This is a genomic window from Corynebacterium sp. 74A (assembly GCF_008930665.1).
In the GTDB taxonomy this organism is placed as follows: Bacteria; Actinomycetota; Actinomycetes; order Mycobacteriales; family Mycobacteriaceae; genus Corynebacterium; species Corynebacterium megadyptis.
Map to the genome: position 1 here is coordinate 97,453 of NZ_PQMG01000007.1, position 26,028 is coordinate 123,480.

General features: G+C 60.3%; 21 protein-coding genes and 1 pseudogene. 6 read left to right on the forward strand and 16 right to left on the reverse strand.

Features of this window, described 5'->3' with window-relative positions; translation table 11 throughout:
* Positions 1-31: 31 nt before the first annotated feature.
* The 7 genes from GBB11_RS10185 to GBB11_RS10215 form a co-directional block, all read right to left on the reverse strand.
* The gene (locus tag GBB11_RS10185) at positions 32-1,360 is read right to left on the reverse strand and encodes a SpaH/EbpB family LPXTG-anchored major pilin (protein WP_151549956.1); all 1,329 of its coding nucleotides are present in this window, start codon (positions 1,358-1,360) and stop codon (positions 32-34) included.
* Positions 1,361-1,364: 4 nt separating this feature from the next.
* On the reverse strand, positions 1,365-2,261 hold the full coding sequence (locus GBB11_RS10190) for a class C sortase (protein WP_151549955.1): 897 nt from the start codon (positions 2,259-2,261) through the stop codon (positions 1,365-1,367).
* A gap of 125 nt (positions 2,262-2,386) precedes the next feature.
* The gene (locus tag GBB11_RS10195) at positions 2,387-3,874 is read right to left on the reverse strand and encodes a SpaH/EbpB family LPXTG-anchored major pilin (protein ID WP_151549954.1); all 1,488 of its coding nucleotides are present in this window, start codon (positions 3,872-3,874) and stop codon (positions 2,387-2,389) included.
* A gap of 257 nt (positions 3,875-4,131) precedes the next feature.
* Positions 4,132-5,646, reverse strand: coding sequence for a hypothetical protein (locus GBB11_RS10200; RefSeq protein WP_151582284.1), 1,515 nt, complete (start codon positions 5,644-5,646; stop codon positions 4,132-4,134).
* Positions 5,647-5,777: 131 nt separating this feature from the next.
* Positions 5,778-6,803, reverse strand: coding sequence for a hypothetical protein (locus GBB11_RS10205; protein WP_151582286.1), 1,026 nt, complete (start codon positions 6,801-6,803; stop codon positions 5,778-5,780).
* A gap of 433 nt (positions 6,804-7,236) precedes the next feature.
* Positions 7,237-8,529: an adenylosuccinate synthase gene (locus tag GBB11_RS10210; protein ID WP_151549952.1), complete on the reverse strand. Its 1,293-nt coding sequence runs from the start codon at positions 8,527-8,529 to the stop codon at positions 7,237-7,239.
* Between the two features lie 87 nt (positions 8,530-8,616).
* Positions 8,617-9,987, reverse strand: a complete 1,371-nt coding sequence (locus tag GBB11_RS10215) for a deoxyribodipyrimidine photo-lyase (RefSeq protein ID WP_151549951.1) — start codon at positions 9,985-9,987, stop codon at positions 8,617-8,619.
* A 33-nt stretch (positions 9,988-10,020) separates the two neighbouring features.
* On the opposite strand from GBB11_RS10215, the gene GBB11_RS10220 reads away from it, so the two are divergent.
* On the forward strand, positions 10,021-10,857 hold the full coding sequence (locus tag GBB11_RS10220) for a hypothetical protein (RefSeq protein ID WP_192796378.1): 837 nt from the start codon (positions 10,021-10,023) through the stop codon (positions 10,855-10,857).
* A 42-nt stretch (positions 10,858-10,899) separates the two neighbouring features.
* On the opposite strand, the gene GBB11_RS10225 is transcribed toward GBB11_RS10220, so the two are convergent.
* The 6 genes from GBB11_RS10225 to GBB11_RS10250 form a co-directional block, all read right to left on the reverse strand.
* The gene (locus GBB11_RS10225; RefSeq protein WP_151549950.1) at positions 10,900-12,105 is read right to left on the reverse strand and encodes an aromatic acid exporter family protein; all 1,206 of its coding nucleotides are present in this window, start codon (positions 12,103-12,105) and stop codon (positions 10,900-10,902) included.
* Between the two features lie 91 nt (positions 12,106-12,196).
* Positions 12,197-13,117: a dihydrodipicolinate synthase family protein gene (locus tag GBB11_RS10230; RefSeq protein ID WP_151549949.1), complete on the reverse strand. Its 921-nt coding sequence runs from the start codon at positions 13,115-13,117 to the stop codon at positions 12,197-12,199.
* Between the two features lie 34 nt (positions 13,118-13,151).
* Positions 13,152-13,961: an ABC transporter ATP-binding protein gene (locus tag GBB11_RS10235; RefSeq protein ID WP_151549948.1), complete on the reverse strand. Its 810-nt coding sequence runs from the start codon at positions 13,959-13,961 to the stop codon at positions 13,152-13,154.
* 6 nt (positions 13,962-13,967) lie between these two features.
* On the reverse strand, positions 13,968-15,953 hold the full coding sequence (locus GBB11_RS10240; RefSeq protein ID WP_151549947.1) for a dipeptide/oligopeptide/nickel ABC transporter permease/ATP-binding protein: 1,986 nt from the start codon (positions 15,951-15,953) through the stop codon (positions 13,968-13,970).
* Positions 15,953-16,918: an ABC transporter permease gene (locus tag GBB11_RS10245; protein WP_151530479.1), complete on the reverse strand. Its 966-nt coding sequence runs from the start codon at positions 16,916-16,918 to the stop codon at positions 15,953-15,955. The genes GBB11_RS10240 and GBB11_RS10245 overlap by 1 nt, the downstream gene beginning before the upstream one ends.
* Positions 16,919-17,091: 173 nt before the next feature.
* Positions 17,092-18,702, reverse strand: a complete 1,611-nt coding sequence (locus GBB11_RS10250; RefSeq protein ID WP_151550032.1) for an ABC transporter substrate-binding protein — start codon at positions 18,700-18,702, stop codon at positions 17,092-17,094.
* 456 nt (positions 18,703-19,158) lie between these two features.
* Between GBB11_RS10250 and GBB11_RS10255 the strand changes: the two genes are divergently transcribed.
* The 5 genes from GBB11_RS10255 (at position 19,159) to GBB11_RS10275 (ending at position 24,210) form a co-directional block, all read left to right on the forward strand.
* Positions 19,159-19,881, forward strand: a complete 723-nt coding sequence (locus tag GBB11_RS10255) for a FadR/GntR family transcriptional regulator (RefSeq protein WP_151549946.1) — start codon at positions 19,159-19,161, stop codon at positions 19,879-19,881.
* Complete coding sequence (locus tag GBB11_RS10260) at positions 19,878-20,771, forward strand: ROK family protein (RefSeq protein ID WP_225979254.1); 894 nt, start codon at positions 19,878-19,880, stop codon at positions 20,769-20,771. Before GBB11_RS10255 ends, GBB11_RS10260 begins: the two co-directional genes overlap by 4 nt.
* 45 nt (positions 20,772-20,816) lie before the next feature.
* Positions 20,817-21,536, forward strand: a complete 720-nt coding sequence (locus GBB11_RS10265; protein WP_151549944.1) for a putative N-acetylmannosamine-6-phosphate 2-epimerase — start codon at positions 20,817-20,819, stop codon at positions 21,534-21,536.
* Complete coding sequence (locus GBB11_RS10270) at positions 21,529-22,671, forward strand: N-acetylglucosamine-6-phosphate deacetylase (RefSeq protein ID WP_151549943.1); 1,143 nt, start codon at positions 21,529-21,531, stop codon at positions 22,669-22,671. The genes GBB11_RS10265 and GBB11_RS10270 overlap by 8 nt, the downstream gene beginning before the upstream one ends.
* 411 nt (positions 22,672-23,082) lie before the next feature.
* The gene (locus GBB11_RS10275; protein ID WP_151549942.1) at positions 23,083-24,210 is read left to right on the forward strand and encodes a hypothetical protein; all 1,128 of its coding nucleotides are present in this window, start codon (positions 23,083-23,085) and stop codon (positions 24,208-24,210) included.
* Positions 24,211-24,583: 373 nt separating this feature from the next.
* On the opposite strand, the gene GBB11_RS11075 is transcribed toward GBB11_RS10275, so the two are convergent.
* The 3 genes and pseudogenes from GBB11_RS11075 to GBB11_RS10290 all read right to left on the reverse strand — a co-directional run.
* Complete coding sequence (locus tag GBB11_RS11075) at positions 24,584-24,874, reverse strand: type II toxin-antitoxin system death-on-curing family toxin (protein WP_151549941.1); 291 nt, start codon at positions 24,872-24,874, stop codon at positions 24,584-24,586.
* Positions 24,871-25,443 (reverse strand): Panacea domain-containing protein, encoded by a 573-nt coding sequence (locus GBB11_RS10285; RefSeq protein ID WP_192796381.1) that lies wholly within the window; start codon positions 25,441-25,443, stop codon positions 24,871-24,873. The genes GBB11_RS11075 and GBB11_RS10285 overlap by 4 nt, the downstream gene beginning before the upstream one ends.
* Positions 25,444-25,879: 436 nt before the next feature.
* Positions 25,880-26,028: pseudogene (locus GBB11_RS10290) on the reverse strand (class II fructose-bisphosphate aldolase); the annotation flags it as partial.

Below are 26,028 nucleotides of genomic sequence, written 5' to 3' on the forward strand. Positions count from 1 at the left end.
GGCCGCGGTGCGAGTATCCGTTTATTCGCTCTTATTCAGAGCGTCCTCGGCGGGTGCTGAGCCAGGTACCGATGGCCACGAGGAGTGCACCAACGATCACGAGGCCGATCACGCTAGCACCCGTGCTGGCGAGCGGGCCGGAGCTGCCGCCGCTGCTTTGGGAGGATCCGCCGCCGCTACTACCGGGGGAATCCGTGCCAGGCTTACCGGTCGCCTGGGTAGTGGGCTCGTCAGTGTCACCGGGCATCTCAGGATCGGTGACTGGGGTCTGTACATCCGAGGTGGTGGGCGTGCAGTTCCCGACTTGGGTGGTGACGCGGTTCGTGGGGACACCCGGAGTGGTGAGGGGATCGAACTGCGGATATCCCTCGACGAGGACGTGCCCGCGGTTGTGAATCTTCTGGCCCGTGGCCTCGGCGGGGCCTGTAGCTTCGAAGGTCCATGAGACAGTGGTTTCAGGATTGCCGCTGCGGAGCTTGGCGAGCTTCTCCAGACCCTTGTCCTGGAGTTTCATGACCACCACACCGCCGGTGAGCACGACCGAGAAGTCTTCATCGGCATGTAAGGTGATGTTCTTACCATCCGGGCCGGGCTGCTGAATGCTTATCTTCGACTTCAGCTTGATGAACTCCAGTTCTGGGGAGATCGGGTCGGCGATCTCGAAGCGGTGGATCACACCATTGTGATCGGGAGCCGGAGTGGTGGAGGAAATGCCATAGGTGATGGTGTCTCCAGCTTCGATACACGTTGCGGAGACATCCTTATTCGCCATGATGCGCTGGTCCTTGGCGTTAACTTCGACGCTATAGGTCCATTCGCTGCGGTTGTCGGGATTCGTCATCGGGATGGTGACGATAAAGGGGCTCACCAAAGAGAGGGAATTCTTTTGTGCAGCGCTCGGCAATTCCTGGACGAGGTAGGCGCCGATGGGCAGTTCGCTGAAATGTGCCGCACCGTTGTCATCGGTGACTGCGGTGTAAGCTTGGCCCAAGCTTACGTCTCTCCCGCTGCCTTCGAAGTAATCAGCAATGTTGCTTTTTCTGAGTTTGTACCAACCGGCGTTCGTCGTGAGGTCTATATCCACCTCGTCTATATCCATGACCCGTTGGATTTGGAATTGCAGGCCTGGGATCGGTTCCCTGCTGAGGTCCGCATCGGGGTTGGTGGGATCGCCGAATTGGGTGAGCGGATCGCCGAGCGCCTTGTGGATGGTGAGTTCGCCACGGGCGTAGGGATCGACAGAGGAGGGTCGCGGTGTGTCGGCGGCCCACGCTTGTGGTGCGCACATGACTACGAGAAGCAGTGCTCCGATGATCCAGCCGCAGATACTGTGCAGGCGGTGTTGAGCAGTGGTGGGCATACTCTTACTCTCCTTGTCCGGCGGCGCGCCGGCGCTGTTTCATGATCCACACAAACATTGCGATGAGCACGGCCACGATGATTGCCACGACCAGCGACATCCACCATTGCCACGGTGTGTAGGTCTTGTCCAATGTTTGGCTGGCTTCTTCATCGTCCAACGGTGCCCGTTGACCGGTTACCAGCAACCTATGGGAGTTCACTCCGTAGGGTGTGCAGGTGATGAGGGTGATCTTATCGGCGCCAATTTCTGGCTTGAGGAGATCGGTTTCGTCTGGAAGAACGACGTTAATATCGCTCACCACATACTTCATTTTCTGGCCGGAGACGCTGAGATAAATACCGTCGCCCTTTTCCACGTCGGTGAGGTTATCCCACAGTGTTGCGTGGGAAAGGCCGGTGTGACCGGTGAGTACGGTGTGCGTGGATTCTCCGCCTACGGGGAGGGAACTGCCATAGAGGTGCCCGATACCACGATTGAGTGTTTCCTCATCGGTTCCGTGGTAGATCGGGAGGTCGGATTCAATCTTCGGGATGACGATACGCCCCATGACATCGGCGAGGTCGAGCTGCTTCAAATACTCTTGGTATTGAGAATTCGACTTGTCGACTCGCGCGAGCCACGGATCGAGCACTGGGCCGTTTGCGTGTTGCTCGTTCCACTCGTGTGCTCGACGAATGGCGTCGTCCCGTTCTTCTTGGGTGGTGTTATCCACAATCGACCGAGAGTAGGCCTGTGCTGCTGAGCTCTGCTGTGAGTTCGCCAGATACGTGGCCACCACTGGGTAGCTGAGGATTGCCAGCCCAAGAAGGATAATGATCAGAGGAACGAGGCGGCGCCGGAGCGACCCCGCACGTGCCTGTGTCGGCCTCGGCGCGTCCGAATTCACGGTAGTAGTCACGGCGCCTCCTTAATACTTAACTAGTTATTGGTACAGGGCTATGAAATTAGGAATTTCTAGGTTTAGGTGGGGTCTGTTTAGTCTCTGACCCCGAAAGAGATGTCAGCCCTTGTGGCTAGCTCCTATTAGGAAGCAGCGTTCTGGCGACGGTTGGAGTAGAAGGCGTAAGCGCCGCCACCCACGATCAGCACGCCACCGAGAACCAGCAGCATGGTCACACCGCGACCACCGGTGAGCGGAAGGTCGAAGCCAGCGTTGGACTCGACGTTCTCGATGTTGACGGTGGTGAGGTCGATGGTCTCGTCTTGGCCCTTCTCGACTGTGAAGTACACCGGCTCAGGGAGCAGCTCGTAGCCTTCGCCGGCGGCGGTCTCCACGAGGCAGTAGCCGGTCGGGTCGGTTTCCTTAGCCTCGCCGTTCACGTAGTCGTTCACGTGCAGGCCCTTGATAGTGGTGCCTGCAGCCTGTACCTCGATGTCCGAGCTGACCTTATTCTCTTCGACGATTTCGTCAGCGGAATCACAGGTGTAGAGGTCGAAGGTTGCAGAAATACCCTGACCATCGGTGTTGGTCTTGTTGATCTTCACGTTACCGAAGTAGGTCTCCGGCTGATCCTCCTCCGGAATCTCAACCTCGGTGCCCGGATCATCGTCACCGGTAGAGGTAGTGATCGAGGCGTTGTTCTTGATCGGAGCGGTCTCGTTATCGCCGTTAGCCTTGACCGTGAAGTCAATCTGTGCCTGCACCTTGCGCTCGTCACCTTTCTTGGCAACAACCTTCGCGATGCCGGCCTTGGTCAGGTTGATCGCAACCTCACCAGGGGTGTTGGTGTCGACAGTGTAATCCTCATCCTTATTAAGTACGGTGTCGGCACCGACGGAGACCTGCTTAACATCAGGATTCTCCAAACGGGCGGAGGGATACTTATCGGTCAGGGTGATCTTGGCGAACTCGGAACCGGAAGGAACCTTGGCAGCGACATCATAGGTGATGATGCCGCCTTCCTTAATAGCGTTGGCGTCGGTCACGGACTTGGTGACGACGTCTTCCTGCTTCTTGTTCTTCGGGTAGACGTGTACCTCGCGCAGGAAGCCCTGACGGTTATCCGGATCGGTCAGCGGCATAGCCACGTAGAAGGGCTCGGCTTGGGTGGCCTCGTAGCCGGCCGGTGCAGCGGTCTCAGTGACGCGATAGAGGCCGATCTCTGCAATTTCGAACACAGCCTGACCATCAGCAGTGGTCTTGCTGACAGCGTCGGAGAAACCTGGGGCCTCTTCGGTGCCCTTAGCGATCTTCTCGGCCTTCTTCTGGCCCTCGTTGGTGGTCAGATCAACGCCGGTGACCTTCTCTACCTTGAAGGTTGCGCCATCGAGCGGCTGGCCGAGGGAACTGTCGTCGATCTTAGTGCCGTTACCGGCATCGCCGGGGTTGGAGTTTTCGTACTTGTGAACGTGGAGCTTCATGCCCTCGTTCTCAGCGGCTTCCATGGTGTCACAGATGACGCCGTTACACTCGTCAGCAGGATCTTCTTGTGCGGCGGCGATACCAGCGGAGCCCAAAACGAGCACACCGGAGGCTGCGACAGCGAAGGCGCTGCGTGCAAACTTATTCATAAATATTCCTTCGAAAGTTGGAGATAGTACTAGGCGCTACCGGCTGTAAACACCTAGTATTTTGGCGATGGGTGGCCCCGCCGAAGAATCCCGACGGGATGGTTCCAGCTGTTCCCCACGGCCACGAGGTGAATGTAGGGATACAGGCAAGGCGGTGCCCCTTATCATTCGCTATTGCACCGAGGGCGGTCGATTCCCATTGTCACTCCTTAGTTAATCAAGCTAATTGTGTTGCCACTGCGATTAGTAGCTGCGTTCTAGGTTGTGCGGCGAAGAGCTAGGCTTCCACCGAGAGTGAGAGCTGCGCCTGCAAGAAGCAATAGCCATACTCCTTTGCCACCGGTAAGTGGCATGTTTCCCGTCAAGATCGGCAGGGTGAACATCCACGCATCATTGGTATCGGTGACCGAACTAATTGGGTCTCCATTTACCATTTGGCCCTTCGGCACATTAAAGCTAGCCATCACTGTCGCGCGGTTAGCGTGATACTGCCCCGGTTCTGCGGCGAGTGACTGGGATGTCCACGTACAGGTGAGGACATCGTTCGGAGCCAAAGGCCGGTTGGGCACAATGCGGACCGTATTCTCTTGTTTTTCTACTTGTGCGCCGCGATTACATTCGAGCCCTTCAGGCACAATTTTTCCGTTGGGCGTTGTTGTATCCGGGTCCAATTGCGCATCAGCAATGGTGAACTTTTCCAGCGGAGCAGTTCCGTCATTGCGGATGTCGTAGCGAATAGTTGTGTCGCCGCCGCCAGTCGTGGTGGCTGCGTCTTCGCGGGTGTCTGCATTTTCACCGTTGAGGAACTTCCCTATCGCGACGCTGGGAATGGAGAGACCAACGCAGGCTTCGGCGTTATGGTCGCGGTCCAACTCCACTCGGTTAGTCAGTCCACCAGCTGGGCATTCTAAGTTGCCCTTCAGGTCATTGACATTGTCCACACGGTAGGTCACATTGACCTTGGCCGAGCGCGTCTGCTTCGCGGGGACGTTCTTCATGGCGCTCTTCGGCAGAACCCACGCAGCTCCGTCTTTATTGAGTTCAATAGGCTTCTTGATCAAGGAGTTATCCGCATTGTCGGGATGATCCACCTCTACCTTAAGGATACGAAGCCCCTGCGGTGCGGCGGGGACTTCCCGAATGCTGTCGGGCGTTCCCTCCGCGGTGCCGTCATTTTTCACATCTACTTGGTATTCGGCTTTAAATTCTTGGCCGTCACCGGTGATCACTCGAGGTTCGGCGCTTGCCGATTTAGCGATACTCAGCTCAGGGTCACCGAGAGTGTTATGAACTGTGCAGTCGACGATATCCTTTTCCTTCAGCCCGCTAATGCTAAAGCTATTGTTGGACACGTCGGACGTCACCACGCGGCCAGAGCCACTGCCATAGCTGACGGGGACGTTGGCGCCGGCGTTGATCACTTTGCAGGTAGCAACAGCTTTCTTGTTACCGGAGACATCTTGGGGGCGCAGCTTATAGGAAGAGCCCTCATCCAGGATCTCTTGGATCGTGATGGTGGCCGTTCCGTTTTTGGCGACTGGGTATTTGAACTCGGTCATACCGTCATTACCGGTAGACTGCTGCACGTTGTGCTGTTCCCTGTCGTTAACAAGGGCACGGTCCGCACGGAAGGTGAAACCGCCGGTATCGGCTTGATTATCAACCTTGCCATTGGCATCAACGATCTTCTTGTGCACGTTGATGGTTCCGACACAACCGGAGGTGAGTTCGTCTAGATCCTCAGTCAACTCGCGATAATCACTCTCCACCACACGGTCAGTCAAGCGCTCTAGATATTTGGTCGTACTCTTAAATACCCACGTGACATAAAGAGGTGCGCGATGGGCATCACCAAAACCAGTTCGGCTCCCAACTTGGCCTTGAACCTTGCTCCACTCGACCGCTACGAGCTGATCTTCTTTCTGCTTTTCACCGCGCCACGAGTGCCACGTTCAAAGCCAGGCGGGGGATTTTCCGCATCTCGGAAGTAGGTGTCTAGTTTATAAGGGCTTTCAGACCAGTATACGGCGTTTCCGTCGGTGACGGCGTTACCCATTTTCAGAGCCACGAGGCGGGTACCCTGAGCGCGCAGCTGGTCAGCATAGGTAAAGGAGTCATAGACGCGATGGCTGTAGACTCCTGCCCGTTTGCCAGCATCACTACCGCTTTCGATGGCCCCATCACCAATGAGAATGATTTGGTCATAGCCCGTACCGAGGGCACTCTTAAGGGCTAGATCGTAGTTTGAGGCACTGTCAACCTCTTGCAGGGGCCATTCACTGCCGAGGTTATCGATAAACGAATTGAATTCGGCTACACCAGCGTCATTCAGCTCCCGCGGCGCGAACCCTCTTCCAGATATGGCGGGTGATTTGGTAGCGAAGGGACGCACACCCACTTCCGTGCCGGTACCTGCGAGATTGTCTCGCACAGCTCTAAGTGCCTCCTGATATTCGCTCACATGGTCGCGTGTCGAACCGGAGACATCGACAAGAATGCCGACTCTCTGGCCACACAGCTTCTGATAGGGATCACCTGCCGCACGCGGCTTGCGGTTCAGGGTCCTCAGGGGTGGCATATCAACGGGCTCATCCTCAGAGTCAGCTTCATCCTCGACGGCGTCCGTTTCTTTCGACGTGGTCTCTACAGTTTCCTCGTCGCTTGTGGATCCCTCTTCTACTCGCGTCTCCTTGGGCTTAGTTTGAGGAGCTTGGGAGGTAGTGGAGGGTGCCTTAGTCACGGAAGGAGCGGGCGCAGGTGAGCTACTGGGCTTTGTTTCTTGAGCCGAATCAGAGTTGTCACTCTCGGTCTCCGAGGCCGTTGCTATGGAGGTATCTTCAATATCCTCAGCATAAGCTGCAGTACCGGCACCATACGTAACTACGCCGACCACAAGCATGAGCACCATGAGTACCGCCATGGCGCTCATGAGCCGCTGCCTGGAGGGTTGTGAAGGATTCAATTTATTGACCTCGGAAAGCTAGAGGATTAACACGAAAAAGCACCAAGAATGAAACATCCTTGGGTGAACTAAGAGTTCCTGCAGTTCGTAGCTGTAATAATCAGCGTTGGCACTCATGCTATAGCACCCAAGACGAAGCCACAAGATAGAAAATTTATCTTTCTTTAAGGTATAGCGACGGCGTATCTACTGGGTAGATCGTGCAGGCGCGCGGTTTCGTTTCATGTTGCTGACAAGTTTCTTAAGAGCCTGCTAACAAAACACTACACATAGGACTATCACCTGCATCTTTTCAGCCATAGGAGCTTTCGGAGCATATAAGATCCACTCCCCCGTCCCACTTTAGGCAGCACAAAGCCTCCCCCCGTTTGGGGACGGGAGGAGGCTGCTTAGGCTAATTTTATGCTTGCTCTATCACATGATGGCGCGTGATGGTTTGGTCGCGCCCAGGGCCCACACCGATATAGGAAATACGGCAGCCGGACAGCTCCTCCAGTCGGTGCACATAGTCTTGAGCCTTGGGAGGGAGATCCTCAAAGCTACGGCAGCCGGTGATATCTTCCTCCCACGCCGGCATGGTCTCGTAAATAGGCGTGGCGTGATGGAAGTCAGATTGCGTCATCGGCATCTCGTCGAAGCGCGTGCCGTCTACGTCATAGGCAACGCAAATGGGGATCTCTCCTATGCCCGTAAGCACATCGAGTTTGGTGAGGAAGAGATCAGTGAAGCCATTCACGCGGGAGGCGTAGCGAGCCACCACGGAGTCATACCAACCGCAGCGCCGTTTCCGGCCAGTATTTACTCCCACTTCTCCACCTGTGGTCTGTAGGAATTCGCCCCATTTATCAAAAAGCTCGGTGGGGAACGGTCCGGCGCCCACGCGCGTGGTGTAGGCCTTGATGATGCCCAGAGAGGACGTGACCTTGGTGGGGCCAATTCCGGATCCTACGCAGGCGCCGCCCGCTGAAGGGTTCGATGAAGTAACGAAGGGGTAGGTGCCGTGATCCACGTCCAGCATGGTGGCTTGGCCGCCCTCCATGAGCACATGCTTGCCTTCGTCGATGGCACGGTTGAGTTCCAATTCGGACTCGATCACCATGGGCTTCAAGCGTTCGGCATAGGAGAGGAAGTACTGCACAACCTCTTCAGGATCCACGGCTTTACGGTTGTACATCTTCACCAGGATTTGATTCTTCTGGTCGAGGGCCGACTCCACCTTCTGACGCAGGATGGACTCATCGAAGATGTCCTGTACTCGCACGCCCACGCGGGAGACCTTGTCCGCATAGGTGGGGCCAATGCCACGGCCAGTCGTACCAATGGCACGTTTACCGAGGAAGCGCTCTCCCACGCGGTCAATGATCTGGTGGTAGGGAGCCACGACGTGGGCGTTCGCGGAGATGCGCAGCCGTGAGGCATTGGCGCCGCGCGCCTCAAGGCCATCAATCTCGTCGAAAAGCGCCTCAAGGTTGATGACCACACCGTTACCCAGCACAGGGGTGGCGTTCTCTGACAGTACGCCCGCCGGAAGCAACTTGAGCTCGTACTTGTCACCGCCCACCACCACGGTGTGTCCAGCGTTATTTCCGCCATTGGGCTTGACCACATAATCTACTTGTCCGCCGAGGATATCGGTGGCTTTTCCCTTGCCTTCATCGCCCCATTGGGCGCCGACGATGACCACAACCGCCATGGTGAGTCACTTCCCTTTATGTCTATTGAGAGGTATGGAGTGTCCTAGCCCTCTGAAGAGCCGGAATCAGTCTACATCACCTCTATCTCAGCGGTGTGTGGTGTCTTTGAAGGCGGCAAGGGCGCGGGCGCGTGACTCCTTCACGTCCACATGTGGCTCGGGATACAGCGGTGTTCCCCATTCGGGAATCCAGCGTTGGATATAGCGGTGGTCGGCATCGAACTTCTTTTCCTGAGTGAGGGGGTTGAAAATACGGAAGTACGGGGCAGCGTCATCCCCGCAGCCTGCTACCCACTGCCAATTGAAGGGGTTGGCGGCATAGTCTGCGTCGACAAGGCTATTCCAGAACCACTCCTCGCCATGACGCCAGTGAATACCCAAGTTTTTTGTAAGCCACGATCCCACCACCATCCGCACGCGATTATGCATTGTGCCGGTGGCCCAGAGCTCGCGCATGCCGGCGTCTACAAGGGGCACGCCGGTGGTGCCGCGCTGCCACTGAGTGAGCTCGTCCGCATACTCCTCGTGAGGCGGGGTCAGCGGGAAGGCGGTGGCGCTGCCGTTCCACGCCCACGGGAAGGAATCGAATTGTCGCCGCACATTAGTAGTAGCGAGATCCGGATGCTCCCACAGCCGGGTCCAAGCAAAGTCCCGCCACAAGAGTTCGGAACGGAACGTGGAATCAGAAATGCTCCGCCACAGAATCGCTGGACTGATCTCACCAAACCGCAGGTGGGGTGAGAGCCTGGACGTGGCGGGCACGGCCGGGTAGTCGCGCTTTTCTGCATAGTCGCCGTAGGATGCACAGCGCTGCTCGAAGCGGCGCAGCGCCGCCCACGCGCCCACCTCGCCGGGCTGCCACTGCTCCCGAAACTCTGCCGCCCAGTCGATCTCACTGACCAGTCCGAGAGCGCGAATATCCTCATCGAGCTGCCACGACGGTTCCTGCGGCGTCGGCGGCTGCACCTGATCTACACCGAACTGTTCATCGAGCATCTCGCCCGCTTTACGGGCATAGGGGGAATACACCGCATAGGCTGTGCCCTTATTATTCTTTACCTCCCACGGCTCAGAGAGAAGATAGCCGGGAAAGCTGCGCACGCCATAGGTAGTGGAGAGATCGGATTGTATGGCCGCATCGCGCTCCGCGAGTTGCGGCACGTAGCGGCGCTGCCATACAACCGTGTGTGCACCGCACTCCGCCGCGAGTTGCGGTATGCGCTGCGAGGGATCGCCAGACACAATATGGAGAGGGATGCCGAGATCGGCGAGGCGGCGGCGATGAGCCTGCAGCGAATAGGCCAGCCACCAGCGGCTTGCCTCCCCCAGTGGCCGTAGCCCCGGTGGCGGGGTTTCCCAGACGTACACCGCGCAGATGTCCTCGTCCTGCTCTCTTGCCCATTCGAGCGGAGCGTGATCGATTGTGCGCAGGTCATCGCGGTACCACACCAAAATCATAGTCCCCCAGTGTAGCCAGATACTATGGCAGTCATGTCCACCCTTGTGCTCAATTGTGGTGCTCACTCCTGCCCCCTCGACGCCGGCGAGCTCATGCAGCTTCCGGCGCTGCCGCAACGGCGTGACCTGATGTTTCTCGGCGCGCGGGCGCGGGATGTTCTGCCTGAGGATCCCACCCCGAGCCTGGCCGAGATCCAGGCGCGCCCCGATGTGGAGCACCTTGGCCAGCCCCAACCTGCCCCGCAGCAGCCAGCGGAGCCGTGGCGGATCATCGTGGTAGGCAGCGATGCCGCCCTGTCAGCTGTGCTCAGCCGGTTGATGAAGATCGACGCGCTCTGGGCTGAGATCGGTTTTGTGCCCACGGATCCGGACTCGGTGGCCGCCCGAAATTTCGGGATTCCCACCGAGCCGACGGCCGCCTGGCGGCTGGCGCGCTATGGCTCGCCGCGGCCGAGCTGCCTCATCCGCGACGATAAAGGCAGCGTGATAGCTGGGCATGCGACGATCAGCGACCCCGAGGATCTGCAGCTCGTGGGCGAGATCATCGTCGATGATGCTCGCCTGCACCATAACGAGGACCACTCCCCCGCCCGGCGCGGGCTTTTTGGTGCCCGCGTGGTTCCCATGGTGGATGCGCCGGGGATCGCGGCGGTGCGGCTGAGTACTTCCCTCGCTCCGGCACGCGGGCGCTGGTGGTTCCGCCGCAGCACTGCCGGTGAACGCGATGCTTCCTCTCTACTCACGGGTCGCGCCGTGCAGGCCGGTGGGCCGCAGCTGCGGGTGAGTATTGATGGGGTGGCCCGCCCGAAGCCGGTGGAGGCTGTTACGTTCTATCGGCATTTACGTGATGCGCAGATTATTCGTCTCTAGTGTGGCCGCCAGGTAGAAGCTGCTCGCGGGTACTCGTGTGCCCTAGTCTTCCCAGAGCTCGGGCGGCACATGCGGGGTATCGGAGGTGGGCTTGAGTACTGCCTGTGCCGAATCACGCGACAGGCCGCAGACTTGCAGCAAATCAACCACTAGCGAGCGGGACTGCCCAAGCATCATGTGAGCCGAGAGCACGCGCCCCTCGGCCACGGCGAGGCCCATGCGAGCACCGAGGCGGCGGAGCCGTCGTACCACCTGTGGGATTTGCTGGGACCGAACGTTTTTCTCGCCGCGGTCGAAAAGCTCGGAGAGTTGCAGGGTGATGTCCGAGAGCTCATCAATGAGGGCAAGCTGCTCATCGCTGACCGTATCACCATCTTCAATGAGCACTTGGGCCCGGCGCGCCAGCACGCGGGTGGTGCGCACCGCGTTATCTACCTGCTCCAGGGTGCTCAGCAGAGTATTGACGCGGCGCGAGGCGTCGCCCCAGAGGAAGGGCGATACCTCTACCGAGGCCTTGCCTTCCTTGGCGGCGGCGATCATGGAGTTGATATATCCCTGAGTGCCTCGCACCTCGTCCAACGCTTCCGCGATGGCGCGGGCATCATTGCTGCGCAGGGCGGCTGCCACATCGGCCAGAACATCGGAGGCGATACCGAGCACTTTGGCGATTTCCCTCCGGCCCGCTTTGAGCGGGGAGGCCGGGATCAACGCCATCATAAGGATGGCGACCAGCCCGCCGATCACCGCGTCAATCATGCGGTCGAAGCCGCCGGCATCGCCCGGTGGGAGAAGGGTGGCCACCAGTACCGCACCAATCGCCGCCTGGTTAGAGACCAGCGGTGATTTATCCATGAAGCGGGCCACCGCTTGGGTGATGACTACCGCGGCCGCGATCTGCACGGGGCCCGAACCCACTTGCACAATGAGAAGATCACCGATACCGACGCCAATGACCACGCCCACCATCAGCTCGATGGCACGACGCATACGTCCCACCCCAGAGATACCAGTGACGATCACCGCCGCCATAGGGGCGAAGAAGGGAACGTTGTGGTGGGTGATGTGCAGCGCGATAAAGAATGCTAGGCCGGCGCCGAGCGCCGATTGAACGATACTCAGCCACGAATCGTTCAGGCGGTGAGTGCCCTGGGTGATGGCGCGTTTAACGCGGCCCGAGAGACTGCTGGGGACGCGGAGCCGGCGGAGAACCCGGCCGGTGGTGGATGACGTGCGGGTTGGCTGGGACATGGCTCATTATTCTAGGTCGGCCCCGCCTACCCTGCACACACCCTCCCGAGCGTGAGCAACGGGAGGGTGTGCGTCGATAAGCGGTGTGCTGCTAGAGCAGACCGGCGCGTTCCACGATCGAGCGGATCGCCTCGCGCGAGGGGGTATCCGTGATCTGTGGCAAGGGCGAGGACATGAGGTTGGAGGAAAACACGCCCATCAGCTCGAGGGCCGTCTTAAATGCTCCCACACCTGCAGCGGGGCCCACCTTGCCCACCGGCTGGAATACGATCTCGAAGAGCGCGGCCAAGCGGTTCTGCTCGGCGATCACCGTGGGGAAATCGCCGGCCTGATAGGCCTGCCACATCCGCACATAGCCGGCGGGATCCACGTTTCCCAGCCCCGGTACGCAGCCATCGGCCCCCGCCGCGAAGGCACCATCCACCACTGCCTCGTGGCCGGTAAGCACCACCAGCGGGTGGCCGGCGGCCTCGTTGAGCTGCACGAGGCGGCGGAAGGACACATCGTCGCCGGAGGAATCCTTCACTCCCGCAAGCACGCCTTCCTTTCCGAGGGCCACGAGCAGCTCCGGGGCGAGCTTGGTGTGCACGCACACGGGGATGTCATAGGCGATCACCGGCAGCTCGGTGGACTGCGCCACTAAACGGAAGTGCTGGGTGATCTCCTCTGGGCCGGTGATGGCATAGAAGGGGGCGGTGACCACCACGGCGTCCACGCCGCAGGACTCGGCTTGGCGCACGTGCTCGATCACGCGATTCGTTTGGGTATCAATACAGCCGGCATACACGGGGACTCGACCGGCAACGTATTCAACGGTCGTGCGGAGCACCTGAGTGCGGTCGGCGTCGTTAAGAAAAGCCACCTCACCGGAGGAACCGAGAGCGAAGATGGCGTCTACGCCCGCCTCGATGAGCCGATCGATCAGCTTTTTCAGCGCCGGAATATCAATGTCGCCCGTTGCACTCAGCGGAGTCAACAGCGGCGGAATAATGCCGTGGGAAATTCGCGACATAGCAGTCATTATTACCTTTCTAGACGCTACAAAATTACAGTAGCGAAGGGGTTGCGGCGAGCAGAGTCCGTGTGTAGTCCTGCTTCGGGGAGGCGAAAAGATCGTCGGTGGGCTGCTCCTCAATGATCTCGCCCTTGTACATCACGCACATACGGTCCGAGACATATCGGACAGTGTTGATGTCGTGAGAGATAAACACCAGGCCAAGGCCCAGCTCATTGCGTAGATCAGTGAGCAGGTTGAGCACCTGAGCGCGCACCGAGACGTCGAGCGCGGAGGTAGGCTCATCGGCGATGATCAGATCGGGTTCGAGGGCCAGGGCGCGGGCGATCGCCACGCGCTGGCGCTGTCCGCCGGAGATCTGGCGCGGCAGCACCTCGAGAGCAGATTGTGGCAGGCCCACGAGATCCAATAGCTTCTTCACTCGCTTGAGGCGGGCGTTCTCGGAGCCAATCTTGTGCACACGCAGCGGGTCCAGCAGCTGATCGCGCACGCTCATACGCGGGTTGAGGGCTGTCGCTGGGTCTTGGAACACCACCGATACTGAGCGGCCAAGCTCCTTGCGCATCTTGGCGGAGTTCTTCATCGGTTGCCCCCTGAAGAACACCTCCCCGGAGGTGGGCTTTTGCAGCCCCACCATCACCCTGGCGAGAGTGGATTTACCACAGCCAGACTCGCCCACGATTCCCACGACCTCGCCGCGGCGAATGCTCAGATTCACGTCCTTATTGGCGTGCACCTTATCGGGGCGGAAGAGCTTACCCGTGCGGGTTTTGTGAATAACGTTGATGTCCTTGAGCTGAATCAGCGGCGCTGTGGCAGCTGCAGCGTTCTTCTTAGCCATCGTGATCTAGGCTCCCTTCAAGCTATTCAGTAGCTGGTCGGTGGCAGCGTAGGAGTGGCTGGGGGAACCATCCACTGGGCGCAGCACGGGCTTTTCGTTCAAGCCGATCTCCGGATAGGAGGAGCGAGGGGCAAAGCGATCACCCTCCACGAACTCGCGCGGGCTGGGCACGGTACCGGGCACCTGATAGAGCCGGTCAGCACCGGATTCGATGGACAGCACGGCCCCGAGCAGGCCACGGGTGTACTCGTGTCGCGGATCGGCCAGCAGTTCGCGGGTATTGCCATGCTCCACCACCTGGCCGGCGTACATCACGGTGATCTTGTGGGCCAGCTTGGCCACCAGCGCGAGGTCATGGCTGACAAAGATCATGGAGAAGCCGAGCTTGTCGCGCAGCTCATTGAGCAGGTCCACCACTTGGTGCTGAACGGTGACGTCCAGGGCCGTGGTGGGCTCATCCGCGATGAGTAGTCGTGGGTTGCGCGTCAGGGCCATGGCGATCAGCACTCGCTGGCGCTGACCACCCGAGAGCTCATGAGGATAGGACTTGAGGGTGCGCTCCGGATCGAGCCCCACCAGCTCCAGCAATTCCTCCGCGGAGCGCTTGCCACCGCGGCGAATCAGCTGATGCAGCTGAGACTTAATCAGCATGGAGGGGTTCAGCGAGCTGAGTGCATCCTGGTAGATCATGGCCATATCGTGGCCACGTAGGGCATTGTGCTCCTCGGGCGAGAGCTCCAGAACGTTCTTGCCATCGAAGAGGATCTCGCCGGTGATGCGGGCGGTATCCGGAAGCAGCCCCATGATCGCCATGGACACGATGGATTTACCGCAGCCGGACTCGCCCACCAGACCCATGGTTTGGCCTGGAGCGACGGTGAAGCTGATGTTATCCACAATATTCACATCGCCGTGCGCGGCGGGGAAGGCGATGGAGAGGTTCTTGACCTCGATCAGCGGCTCCTTGCCCAAGGTGTAGTCGAGGCGACGGTTTTCCTTGGACTCGGCCTCGCGGAGGGTAGCCAGCGAGGTCTGCAGCGAGGCGCGGGCCTCTTCAGCGGAGACCACACCCAAGGTGTCGCGGCTCTGCACGGTCTCGCCCTCGTCCGTCGTAGCGGCGGTGGGCTTGATCCGCGGGGAGGCCATGGCGTCGGTAAGCCCCTCAGAGAGGATATTGAGTGCCAGCACGGTGAGCAGAATCATCAGGCCGGGGAAGAAGGTGGGCCACCACGCGCCGTTGAGCAGCACCTGCTTGCCATCGGCCAGGATATTGCCCCAGGAGGGCTCGGGCGGATTCACGCCGGCGTTGATGAAGGACAGCGAGGCCTCGAAGACGATGGCATCGGCCACGAGCACGGTGGCGAACACTGCGATGGGGGCGATGGTATTGCGGGCCACGTGCTTGAACAGGATATGCGGTACCCCAGAGCCCATCACCTTGGCGGCGGAGACATAGTCCTCGCCGAACTCAGCGAGCACATTGGCGCGCACCACGCGGGAAAGCTGCGGCACGTAGAGGAAGCCGATAGCAAAGACCAGCACGGGGATGGAGTTGCCGAATACGGCCACGAATACGGCGGCCAGCGCGATACCGGGGAAGGACATGATGATGTCGAGGATGCGCATGAGCACCTCGGACACCACCTTGCCGGCGGTAGCGGCGATAGAGCCGAGCACGGCAGCCACGGCGAGGGCAGCAGCAGTGGCGCAGAGGCCGATAATCAGTGAGGACTGGGCGCCATAGGCCACACGCGAGAAGATGTCGCGGCCGATGGAATCAGTACCAAACCAGTGAGCACTACTGGGCGGTTCGATCGGGGCGCCGGTGGTGGCGAGACGATCATAGGGGGCAATCAGCGGAGCGAGAATCGCCATGAGCGCCACGAGCAGCACAAAGCCGAGTGCGATTTTGGAGACCAGTGGCAATGCGCGCAGACCTTGGAAGCGCGAACCGGCGTTGGATTCGAGTTGAGCAGTCAGTTTTTTACGCATTAGATGCTCCTGATGCGCGGGTTAACGAGAACGTACAACATGTCCACGATGATGTTGATGATGATGAAGGCGATGGCCACGGTGAGTGTCACGCCTTGCACGAGGTACACATCGTTGCGGGTCACTCCGTCCAGAATGAGCTGGCCCATGGCTTGGATATTGAAGATGATCTCGATGATCACCGCACCACCCATGAGATAGCCGACGCGCAGGCCCAGCACAGTGATCGGGGTGATCAGTGCGTTGCGCAGCACATTGCGGGAAATCACTTCCCGCTTCGGAATACCGGAGCCAATGGCGGTGCGCACATAGTCCTTATCCAGCTCCTCTACCATCGCGGTACGAACCACGCGGGTGAGCGAGCCGGCGACAGGAAGCGCCAAGGCCACCGCGGGCAGGAACATGTTGTTCACATAAGTCGCGGGATCCTCAGAGAAGGGCACCCAGCTGGTGATGAGCGCGGGGAATACTCCTGCGCCACCAGGGATAGTGCCCAGCCACTGGATCAGCAGGATGGCCAGCCAGAAAGAAGGGGTAGCCAGAGCCGCGATGGAGAACACGCGGATCACTTGGTCTGGCCAGCGGTCGCGGTACAGGGCTGCCACCACGCCAAAGATGAGCGAGAGGACAGCGGCGATGATGAGGCCGAGGAAGGTGAGCTGCAAGGTGATGGGGAACGCTTGAGCGATCACGTCCACTACCGGAGTATTACCGGTAGTGGTGCCTAGGTCCCCCTGCACCATGTTCACGAGGAAGCTGCCATAGCGAACGAGGAGTGGATCATTGAGGCCGTGTGTTTCGCGGTAGTTCTCCAGCGCTTCTAGCGAGGCGGCCTCACCCAGCGCGAGGCGGGCAGGGTCGGCAGGGCTAAAGGACATGATGAAGAACACCAAGAACGTCACACCAAGGACCATGATGGGCAGCGCTACAAGACGCCGGCCAATCAATCGGATCAGGTTAGACATAGATTCTTCTTCTCATTTCGTGCATACACAAGGCCGCCGTCGGGCAGGCGGGGTGCTATCTCGCCCCACGGCGGCCTAGAAGTGATGCGGCGATAGTGGGCCGCGGTGTACAGGGGTGCCTGTATCCAAGGAAACGCACCACGCTGCGACGCGCTCCCTGGATCAGCCCCGTTTTATTGGGTGGTGCCCACACCCACGAAGCTCAAGCCAGTGAGAGAAATTGGCTGGAAGTCCACCAAGGTGGTGGCGTCATAGGCTGTGGGTGCCTTGCGGTGGAAGAGCGGATAGAGCGGAACATTCTCAGACAGAACGTCATAGAGCTCATTCCAAGCGTTTTGCTGGTCGGTGGGATCGGTGGCGCGCTGGCCCTTATCCAGCAGTTCCTGCACCTTGTCATAGGACTCGGTGCCCTTCCAGTGCATCCGAGAATCAGTCCACGTGTCGCCGGCGTACCACCAGCGCATGAGCAGATCAGGGTCATTGCCGAATACGCTCGGGTCACCGGGGGCGATCACCACGTCATAGGCATCGGGCTTGCCGTCGATGGTGTTATAAACATCGGACGACTTCTTTTCGATGAACTCCACCTCGATCCCCAGGCCGGAGATGGACTGCTCGATGAGCGGGGTACACTTCTTCACCCAATCGTGGTCGGTGCACAGCATCCGTAGCTTGGTCAGACCGGTCTCCTTGAACAGGCTCTTAGCCTTGTCCGGCTCATAGCTGTAGACGGTGGAGGCCTCGTGATAGTTCGGGTGCTCCTTCTGGAGGAAGGAGGTGGCCGGGGCTGCTTGGCCGAGCATCGCTGTGGAGATGATCTTCTCCATATCAATGCCGTAGAGGAAGGCCTGGCGGTTCTTTACCTCCGAGAAGGGATTGTCCTTGGTGTTGTTGAACATGGCAAAGAGCAATCCGAAGCCCTGCACGGACTCCACGGTGGACACGGCCTTGAGCTGCTCCACAGAGAGATAGGGCACCGAGTCGATGGCCTGCACCTCAGAGGACTGCATGGCGTTCGTACGGGTGGAGGCATCGGGGATGATCTGCCAAGTCATGGCGGCGGCGCGGGCCGGCTTGGGACCGGTGTAGTCATCGAAGCGCTCGAACTGCACCTTCTTGGAGGTACCGCCGTTATCGGTCATGCGGTAGGCGCCGGTGCCGGTGGGGTTGGCGTCGAAGCCCTCGGGGTCGGACTCCACCAGGGCCTTGGGCACGATCTTGATTACCGAGAGACGATCAGCGAACACGCCGGTCTCGTGTTTGGTGGTGATGATGACGGTGGAGTCATCCTTCTTTTCCACCTTGTCAATAAAGGGGACGAAGGAGGCGTAGAGGGACTTATTAGCCTCGTCCATCACGCGCTCATAGGAGAACACCACGTCGTCGGCGGTGACGGGGCTGCCGTCATGGAACACGGCGCCATCGCGCAGCTGGATTTCGGAGGTGGTGCCGTCGAGTTCTGGCATCTCCTTAGCTAGGGCCGCATAGGACTCACCAGTGACGGGGTCCATTTCGGTGAGGCCCTCGAGGGTGTGCCAGTTGGCGGCCAAGGTGAGCGCGGAGGTGGTGGTCATTGGGTCATAGCCGTTGGTGCCCAGCTCATAGGAGACGGCGGCGTTGATGGTGCCATCGTCCTTGGCGTCCTCGGCCTTGGCGGGCTCTTGCTGTGCCCCGCCGCCGCCATTACCGGAGCCACAGGCCGCCAGGGTGGCGGTGAGGCCAGCGGCGGCACCGAGGGCGCCGGTGATGCGGAAAAAATCACGACGGCTAAATGGGCGGTGCATTGAATCAGTCATAATGGCTGCTTCCTTTGTTCCTACTCGGTCCCGGCGGTGTATCGACGAGTGACGTCTCGACGGGAGGTGCCTAATGCGGGATATGAAATTGAGGGCGGGACAATGCACCGGCCAAGCTGGCTATGGGCGCAGCCCCCTATACAATCATTGTGTCAGCGAGAATGTGATTGAACCATAAGGCCAAGATGGAAAGAGGTCCAGATCACTACCTGCCTCGATAGTACGTCAGACATCTGATGAGGTAAAGCAGTTCTGTTAAACTTGCCCCTAAAGACAACTGTATACGGCCACTTTCCCGCCACAGAGCCCGAAAACGACCCACCCCTACCCCCATATAGGTGCACACGGCGGTGTTAGCACACCAGGCGGGCGACGTCGATAAGCGTCGATAGCCACCTGCCACCCAGTGGCCACCCCCCACCACCCAAGAAAGCTGAATGTGTCATGCCCGTCCGTAAGAATTCCCACGGCATTAGCCCCACTGCCACGGCGATCGAGGACTATATCCGCGAACACAAACTCACCCCTGGGGACGTGCTGCCCTCCGAGGCCGCGCTCTGTGAATTACTCAACGTCTCCCGCTCCTCCGTGCGCGAAGCAATGCGTACCCTCTCCACATTGGATGTGGTAGAGGTTCGCCACGGATACGGCACCTATGTGGGGCAAATGTCGCTGGCACCGTTGGTCAACGGCATGGTGCTGCGCATGAGCCTCAATGAGAAGGTGGCACTCCAACAGCTCAAGCACGTGGTGGATACCCGCATCGCCTTCGACCTCGCCGCCGCCGAGGACCTCATGGAGCATTATCGCGCCACCTCCACCGCCACCCTGCGCCAGCATGTGGCCGATATGCGCGCCGCATGGGATAAAGGGCAGTCCTTCGCCGAGCACGATCGAGCCTTTCATCAGGAACTCATCGACCAGCAATCCAATCCCCTGCTGCGGGAGCTCACCATGGCCATGTGGGAGGTCCACACCCGCGCCATCCCCATCATCGGCGTGACCACCCCGAAGGACATGGAAGACACCATCAACGCCCACGAACTCATGATCGACGCCCTCGAAGCCGGCGATATGCAGGCCTATAAGGACGTCGTCGAGCAGCACTATCGGCCGCTGCGGCGCGTCATCTCCGAGCAATTGGCAGCCGAGGGGTACGAACAGTGAGCCGGTATGTCATCGGCATCGATCTCGGCGGCACGAAAATCGCCGCTGGCCTCATCGACACCGAGCGGCCCACCAAGGTTATCCAGCAGGTGCGCACTGCCACCCCAGCAGCCAGCCAGATCATCCCCAGCATCGCCGAACTCATCCGCCCGCTTATCGACGCCGCCCCGCAGCCTATTAGCGCTCTCGGCATCGGCGCCCCAGGGGTGATCGACCCCGCCCGCGGCGTGGTGGTCTCCGCCGGGCCCACCATGCCCGGCTGGGCCGGCACCGATATCCGCACAGATCTCAGCGCCGCCACCGAGCTGGAGGTGCACGTAGCCAATGACGTGCGCGTGCTGGGCCTCGGGGAATCCCTCTATGGCGCCGGTGCCCGCTATCAGCGCACGCTCTTTCTCAGCCTCGGCACCGGGGTGGGCGGAGCATTCGTCTTCCACGGCGCACTCGCCGAGTCCCCCCACTTCACCGCAGGAGAGCTGCGCCGGATCATCGGCCGCGACTTCGAAGGCAGGGCCGCCCCCATCGAGGATTTCGCCTCCGGGACGGGACTGGCCGCCACCTATAACCGCGCGGCCGGCCGCGGCGAGGCGGAGGCGCTGGATCTGCGCGCCATCATGGCCCGCTATGAGCAGGACGAACTCGCCCAGCGGGTGATCAAACGCTGCATGCTCAACCTAGGCGAAGCCATTGCTGGGCTGGCCAGCGCCATCGATGTGGATGCCATCATCCTCGGCGGCGGCGTGGGCAATCTTGGCGATGTGGTGCTCTGCCCCTTCAAGCGGGCATTTCGCACCTATTCGCTGCAGCCGCTGGACACCATCGACATTCTGCCCGCCCAGCTCGGCCACGATGCCCCGATCATCGGCGCGGCCGCGCTGGTTCCTGCCTGAGTTTCCTTCACCCTTTTATCGCACCCTTCATCCAGGAGAATTTTTATGTCTCTATCCCTCACAGACTTCAGCACCCAGGTTCGCGGTAGCCTCATCGTCTCCGCCCAGGCCCCCGATGGGCATCCGCTACGCGATACCCACACCATCGCCCGGCTGGCAGCCGCCGCCGAGCACGGCGGCTCCACCGCCATCCGCTGCGGCGGCTATGGCGGACTCGCCGATATCCGCGCCGTAGCCGCCGCCGTGGCCGTGCCCGTGATCGGGCTGACCAAGGAAGGCGATACGGGCGTCTACATCACCCCCACCGTGGCCTCCGCAGTGGCCGTTGCCGAGGCAGGCGCTCAGGTCGTGGCCATCGACGCCACCCAACGGCCCCGCCAGGACGGCTCGAGCTTCGCCGAGCAGGTGCGCGCCGTGCACGAGGCCGGCGCCCTGGCCATGGCCGATATCGCCACCGTCTCCGAGGCCACCGCGGCGGTGGCGGCCGGCGCCGATATTGTTTCCACCACCCTGGCCGGCTACACCGAGCACCGCGCCGCCACCACCGGCCCCGACCTCGAGCTGGTACGCGAGGTTCGCGCCGCCATCGGCCCAGAGGTATTCCTCATCGGCGAGGGGCGCTATCACAGCCCAGCGGCAGTCAGCGCCGGCTTGGAGGCCGGCGCTGACGCCATTATCGTGGGCACCGCCATCACAGATACCGCGTGGGTGACCGCCCGCTTCGTTGAGGCCGCCCGCGCTCACGAAGGAATGGAACATGACTGAGTTCATCGGTACTCTCATCCAACCAGGCCAACCCGGCTATCCGGCGCGGGTGGGCGTCGACAGCTCCGGCACCGCAGCCATCGAGCGCCTCGATGCGCCCGTGGACACCGGTCTCGTGATCACCCCCGGGCTGGCGGACCTGCACAACCACGGCGGCGCGGGCTTCTCCTTCCCCACCTCCTCGCTGGAGGAATGCCGAGAGGCCGCGCTGCACCACCGGCGATTTGGCACCACAACACTTTTGGCCTCCACAGTCTCGCAGACCCGAGAGGTACTACTGCCCCAGCTCGGCATCCTCGCCAGCCTGGTGGAGGAAGGCAGCCTCGATGGCATCCATGCCGAAGGGCCCTTCGTCAATACCTGCCGCTGCGGCGCCCAAGACCCGGCCGCCATCATCCCCGGCGACCCCGACTTCTTCCGCGAGATGATCGAAGCCGCCCGCGGCCAGCTGCGCTCGATCACCTTCGCCCCAGAAACCGCCCACGCCCGAGAGCTAGTGGATCTGTGCGTGCAGCATGACATCATCGTCTCTTTGGGGCACACAGATGCGAACTTCGACGAGACCGCCGATATCGTGGATTACGCCACCAGCAAGGGCGCACAGGTGACGGCCACGCACCTGTTCAATGCCATGCCCTCGCTGCACCACCGCAACCCCGGCCCCATCGCCGCACTACTCGACGCCGCCTCCCAGCGCGAGGACGTCTCCCTTGAGCTCATCGCCGATGGCGTGCACCTGGATAACCACACCGTGCAGATGGTGCTCAACACCGTAGGCTATCCTGCGGCCACCTTCGTCTCCGATGCGATGGGGGCGGCCGGCAAGGCCGATGGCGACTATGTGCTCGGCGCGCTCGCCGTCACCGTTCGCGATGGCGTCGCTCGGCTGCGCACCGAGGATGGCAGCGAAGGCTCCATCGCCGGCGGCACCTCGAGGGTCAGCGACCAGGTGCGGCTCCAGAGCTCCGTTGGCCTGCCGCTACCGCAGGTACTGCGCTCCGCCACCTCCGGCCACGAGCTGCTGAACCTCGCCCACCGCGCCAGCGTGAGCGACGGCCCCGCCAATCTCGTGGTGTGGGATGAGCAGATGCAGGTGCGTGAGGTCTACCGCGAAGGTCGTCGCGCACAGGCCTAGCACCCGCTGCATTAAGGGCGTTCGAACCATGGTGTTCGGGCGCCCTTTTGTTTTCCTAGTCAAGTCCGAGCGCGTGGCGAAGCGGCGGTGCAGTTATACGCTTGAATGAATTTTTTCTTCGCGCTGGTTGCGGCGGTTATATACCGCTCTCTAATGGACCTTTGCTGACATATCCCCAGTTAAAGGCGACCAATGAGACCTATCCTGAGAGGACACATAGACGACACTGGGGCCGATTTGCCCCCACATGAGGGTGAATAAGGGTGGCGTCAATAAGCGAAAAGAAGGCATATTACTCACAGGTGGGATGTTTTATAATCAGTTCGCAGCGCTTTTCATCTGTTGTAGATTCGTTACCTTCCGGCTTAGGATTTCGTCACCCCCTATCCCACATTCGTGAGAGGATGACACATGTCCCTAACTCGAGCCCTACGCTCGATAGCGGTCGCTGCTGCAGCAGTGACACTTCCCCTGCTCAGCGCCCCCGTGGCCGTCGCCGAACCCGCCCCCGCGCTGGTCGATCAAGGTGACGTACTGCTCACCGACGCCGGCAATGGCCAAGTCAGCTCCTGCACCATCGGCTACGTGGACGAGGCCAATGGCCGCGCCTGGACCGACGCCCACTGCGGCGCCAACGGCACCGAGGTCTACGACGCCTTCTACACCCCCATCGGCCGCCTGCACCACATCTACCCCGACGTGTTCGCCGCCGTACAAAACAGCAACGACTCCCGCTGGGGGCCGGTGAGCCGCATGTCCGACGTGGCCTACATCGAGTTCTACGACTCCAAGTTCATCGGCCAGAACTACTTCTCCGGCGACACCATCGCCCAGCCGGAGGTTGGCGACAAGCTGTGCACCTACGGCAACCGCACCCAGCGCATCGCCTGCTCCCCGATCCTGTACCTGACCGGTCCGGTGGCCATCACCGCTGACGTGGGCAGCGATCACGGCGACTCGGGCGGACCCGCCTGGATCGAGGGCAAGGGCTACTTCGGCCAGCTGCTCGGCGCCGACTGGATCTGGCGCTCCGATCAGGGCAAGATCACCACCACCGTGTTCCGCCAGATCGGCAACAACGATCTCGCCCGCCCGCTGGACCTGCACCAGCCAGTGGAAGGCTATGAGCCGGACTTCAACCTAGTGCGCAGCCAGCCCGTGACGAGCACCGCCGACGCTGATCGCATCATGAACGAGAAGCGCGAGCGCGACGCCAAGGAACGGGAGCGCGTGGAGCGCCACCGCCGCGGCGAGACGCTTGAGGAAGACCTGCAGCGCGCCCGCACCGCCAAGAACGAGCTGGAAGGCCGCAAGAAGGACATCGAGGAAAAGCTGGAGAACACCACTCCGGAGGAGCAGATCGATTCCGAGGACAAGCTCAACGAGCGCGCCGAGCTCGAGCGCGAGCTCGAGGAAGTCAACTCCACCTTGGAGATCGTCTCCGAGCAGACCGAGATCTACGAGCGGATCACCACCGACACCACCGACTACGAGCGCTCTGAGCGCCGCAGCCTGATCTCGTGGCTCACCCGCCGCTAGTCGGCTAGACGGCTAGTCGGCTAGACGGCTCGCAACAAGCGCCTAACACGCACCTACCGCCCCCAGCGCGGCCCTCGTGGCCAGGCTGGGGGCGGTAGTGCTGTGCGCGGGGGTTGAGGGTGGGCAGCGGCGCGGGGTGGTCTCCTCCGCCCACCGTCAGCACGACTCGTTGCGCGAACTGGCGAAGATCGACCCGACATTAGCGCAGTCTGAGTGCGAGCCCCGCTGGAGGCATCCCGGTCCTTCACCAAAACGCTACGCTGAAGGGACGCAACTACTTGTTACGCAGTTCTACGAGATTATCCTCGATCCAGCGTTCTACATCGTCTCGACTAATCCTCTTTTCGACCAAGTTAACTACCAGATCATCTTGTTACCCAGTGGACTTCTCGCAGAGGTTGATTCCGTTGAGATCAAGAAATACGACGAAGGCGTACCAAGCAGTTCTCTTGTTCCCATCGAAAAAACCATGAGTTTGAGCAACCTGCTCCAGTAAAGCGGCTGCCTTGGCGGTTATGGATGAGTGAAGATCTTGACCATCAAATGTGGCGAACACGAACTCCAGAGAGCTTTCAAGACCATCACGCCCCGTCACCTGGTGACAGCAGCCATCAAGGTTATTGTTGATCACAATTAGCTGATCAACCGTCAGCCTGACCGTCACCTGGCAGCGAGGCGTCGCTCAGTTTCGCACCAGTTCGCCTTTTGACGTTTAAAAGCGCTCATGAAAGACGCATTGTCAGCGATTTCAACGACAGATTGAGGCCTGAGAGGAATCCGGCCGCCGCCCTCGCGAAGCTGTCGACTGTGCCAAGCCTGCATCATCCCGTGCGTAATCTCCTCGTTAGACGAATCGTTTTCTGCGAGGTCTCCTCCCGCAGTAATCCACGCAGAGAACTTATGAGTCTCCTCCACCAAAGCCTCGGACTGGAGTCCACCGAAGCAATCCATGATCGAGGACACAATCGCACGAACACGAGCATCCACGTTCGCTGAATCGCCACCGGGCACTGAAGACACCAGATCCGGCCTATACTTGCCGCCAATCACGTTGTAGATGTCCTTGGCAACGGGGCCGTGCTTCCAAGCCTCAATCCGACTGTCAAACGCCGGAACTCCATCCCAGGTGAGGCTCCAAGCCTGGATAAAGTAGGCGAGCTTCATCAGCTGCAACTTGTCATGCTCACCGTACTGATCGACGATGTATGCTGCGACATCCCTACCTGTGGTCATCTTGGGCACCTCCCTAAGACGAGAAGAAAAAGAGCACCAACAATCTTGGTGCATTTACGCTATGTAAATCACTATGCCGCTGTCTTGGGTATCTAGCAAAGAAAATCTTGGCCCTAGCTGGTGAATCTCTGCGACCTACCCCTGTTTGGTTCTGTGGGGAGCATCGGGCTGGCCAGCTCTTGGGACAGTCGCTAACGGAACATGACGACGGTGAGAACATAACAGCACTGCCTCGGTTCCACACTCCTGAAAATCTGCAGCCGGTACAGCCTCCTACCTCCTTGCCGAGGCTCGCATGGCCAGACGATTTTTACAGGGCTTCACAAGCTTTCCGACCGATCGGGCGAAACGAGGCTCGGAGGGAGAGAAGACCCCCAGACATGCGAAACACCCTCCCCGCTGCGTGGTGTGCTGTGGGGAGGGTGTGAAGGGGGTGTTACTTGGACACGGAGGTGCCAGCGGAGTGGAGGTCCTGGCAGGCCTCCACGATGCGCTCGGCCATGCCGGTCTCGGCCTTCTTCATGTAGGAGCGGGGATCGTAGACCTTCTTGTTTCCGACCTCGCCGTCGATCTTGAACACGCCAT

Coding starts and splice junctions, on each gene's coding strand:
- GBB11_RS10225 (WP_151549950.1), bottom strand. CDS start 12,105: ATGTCCCAGCCAACCCGCACGTCATCCACCACCGGCCGGGTTCTCCGC.
- GBB11_RS10255 (WP_151549946.1), top strand. CDS start 19,159: ATGCCCGTCCGTAAGAATTCCCACGGCATTAGCCCCACTGCCACGGCG.
- GBB11_RS10215 (WP_151549951.1), bottom strand. CDS start 9,987: ATGATTTTGGTGTGGTACCGCGATGACCTGCGCACAATCGATCACGCT.
- GBB11_RS10275 (WP_151549942.1), top strand. CDS start 23,083: ATGTCCCTAACTCGAGCCCTACGCTCGATAGCGGTCGCTGCTGCAGCA.
- GBB11_RS10185 (WP_151549956.1), bottom strand. CDS start 1,360: ATGCCCACCACTGCTCAACACCGCCTGCACAGTATCTGCGGCTGGATC.
- GBB11_RS10250 (WP_151550032.1), bottom strand. CDS start 18,702: ATGCACCGCCCATTTAGCCGTCGTGATTTTTTCCGCATCACCGGCGCC.
- GBB11_RS10245 (WP_151530479.1), bottom strand. CDS start 16,918: ATGTCTAACCTGATCCGATTGATTGGCCGGCGTCTTGTAGCGCTGCCC.
- GBB11_RS10265 (WP_151549944.1), top strand. CDS start 20,817: ATGTCTCTATCCCTCACAGACTTCAGCACCCAGGTTCGCGGTAGCCTC.
- GBB11_RS10220 (WP_192796378.1), top strand. CDS start 10,021: ATGTCCACCCTTGTGCTCAATTGTGGTGCTCACTCCTGCCCCCTCGAC.
- GBB11_RS10270 (WP_151549943.1), top strand. CDS start 21,529: ATGACTGAGTTCATCGGTACTCTCATCCAACCAGGCCAACCCGGCTAT.
- GBB11_RS10205 (WP_151582286.1), bottom strand. CDS start 6,803: ATGAGCGCCATGGCGGTACTCATGGTGCTCATGCTTGTGGTCGGCGTA.
- GBB11_RS10210 (WP_151549952.1), bottom strand. CDS start 8,529: ATGGCGGTTGTGGTCATCGTCGGCGCCCAATGGGGCGATGAAGGCAAG.
- GBB11_RS10240 (WP_151549947.1), bottom strand. CDS start 15,953: ATGCGTAAAAAACTGACTGCTCAACTCGAATCCAACGCCGGTTCGCGC.
- GBB11_RS10230 (WP_151549949.1), bottom strand. CDS start 13,117: ATGTCGCGAATTTCCCACGGCATTATTCCGCCGCTGTTGACTCCGCTG.
- GBB11_RS10195 (WP_151549954.1), bottom strand. CDS start 3,874: ATGAATAAGTTTGCACGCAGCGCCTTCGCTGTCGCAGCCTCCGGTGTG.
- GBB11_RS10235 (WP_151549948.1), bottom strand. CDS start 13,961: ATGGCTAAGAAGAACGCTGCAGCTGCCACAGCGCCGCTGATTCAGCTC.
- GBB11_RS10285 (WP_192796381.1), bottom strand. CDS start 25,443: ATGACCACAGGTAGGGATGTCGCAGCATACATCGTCGATCAGTACGGT.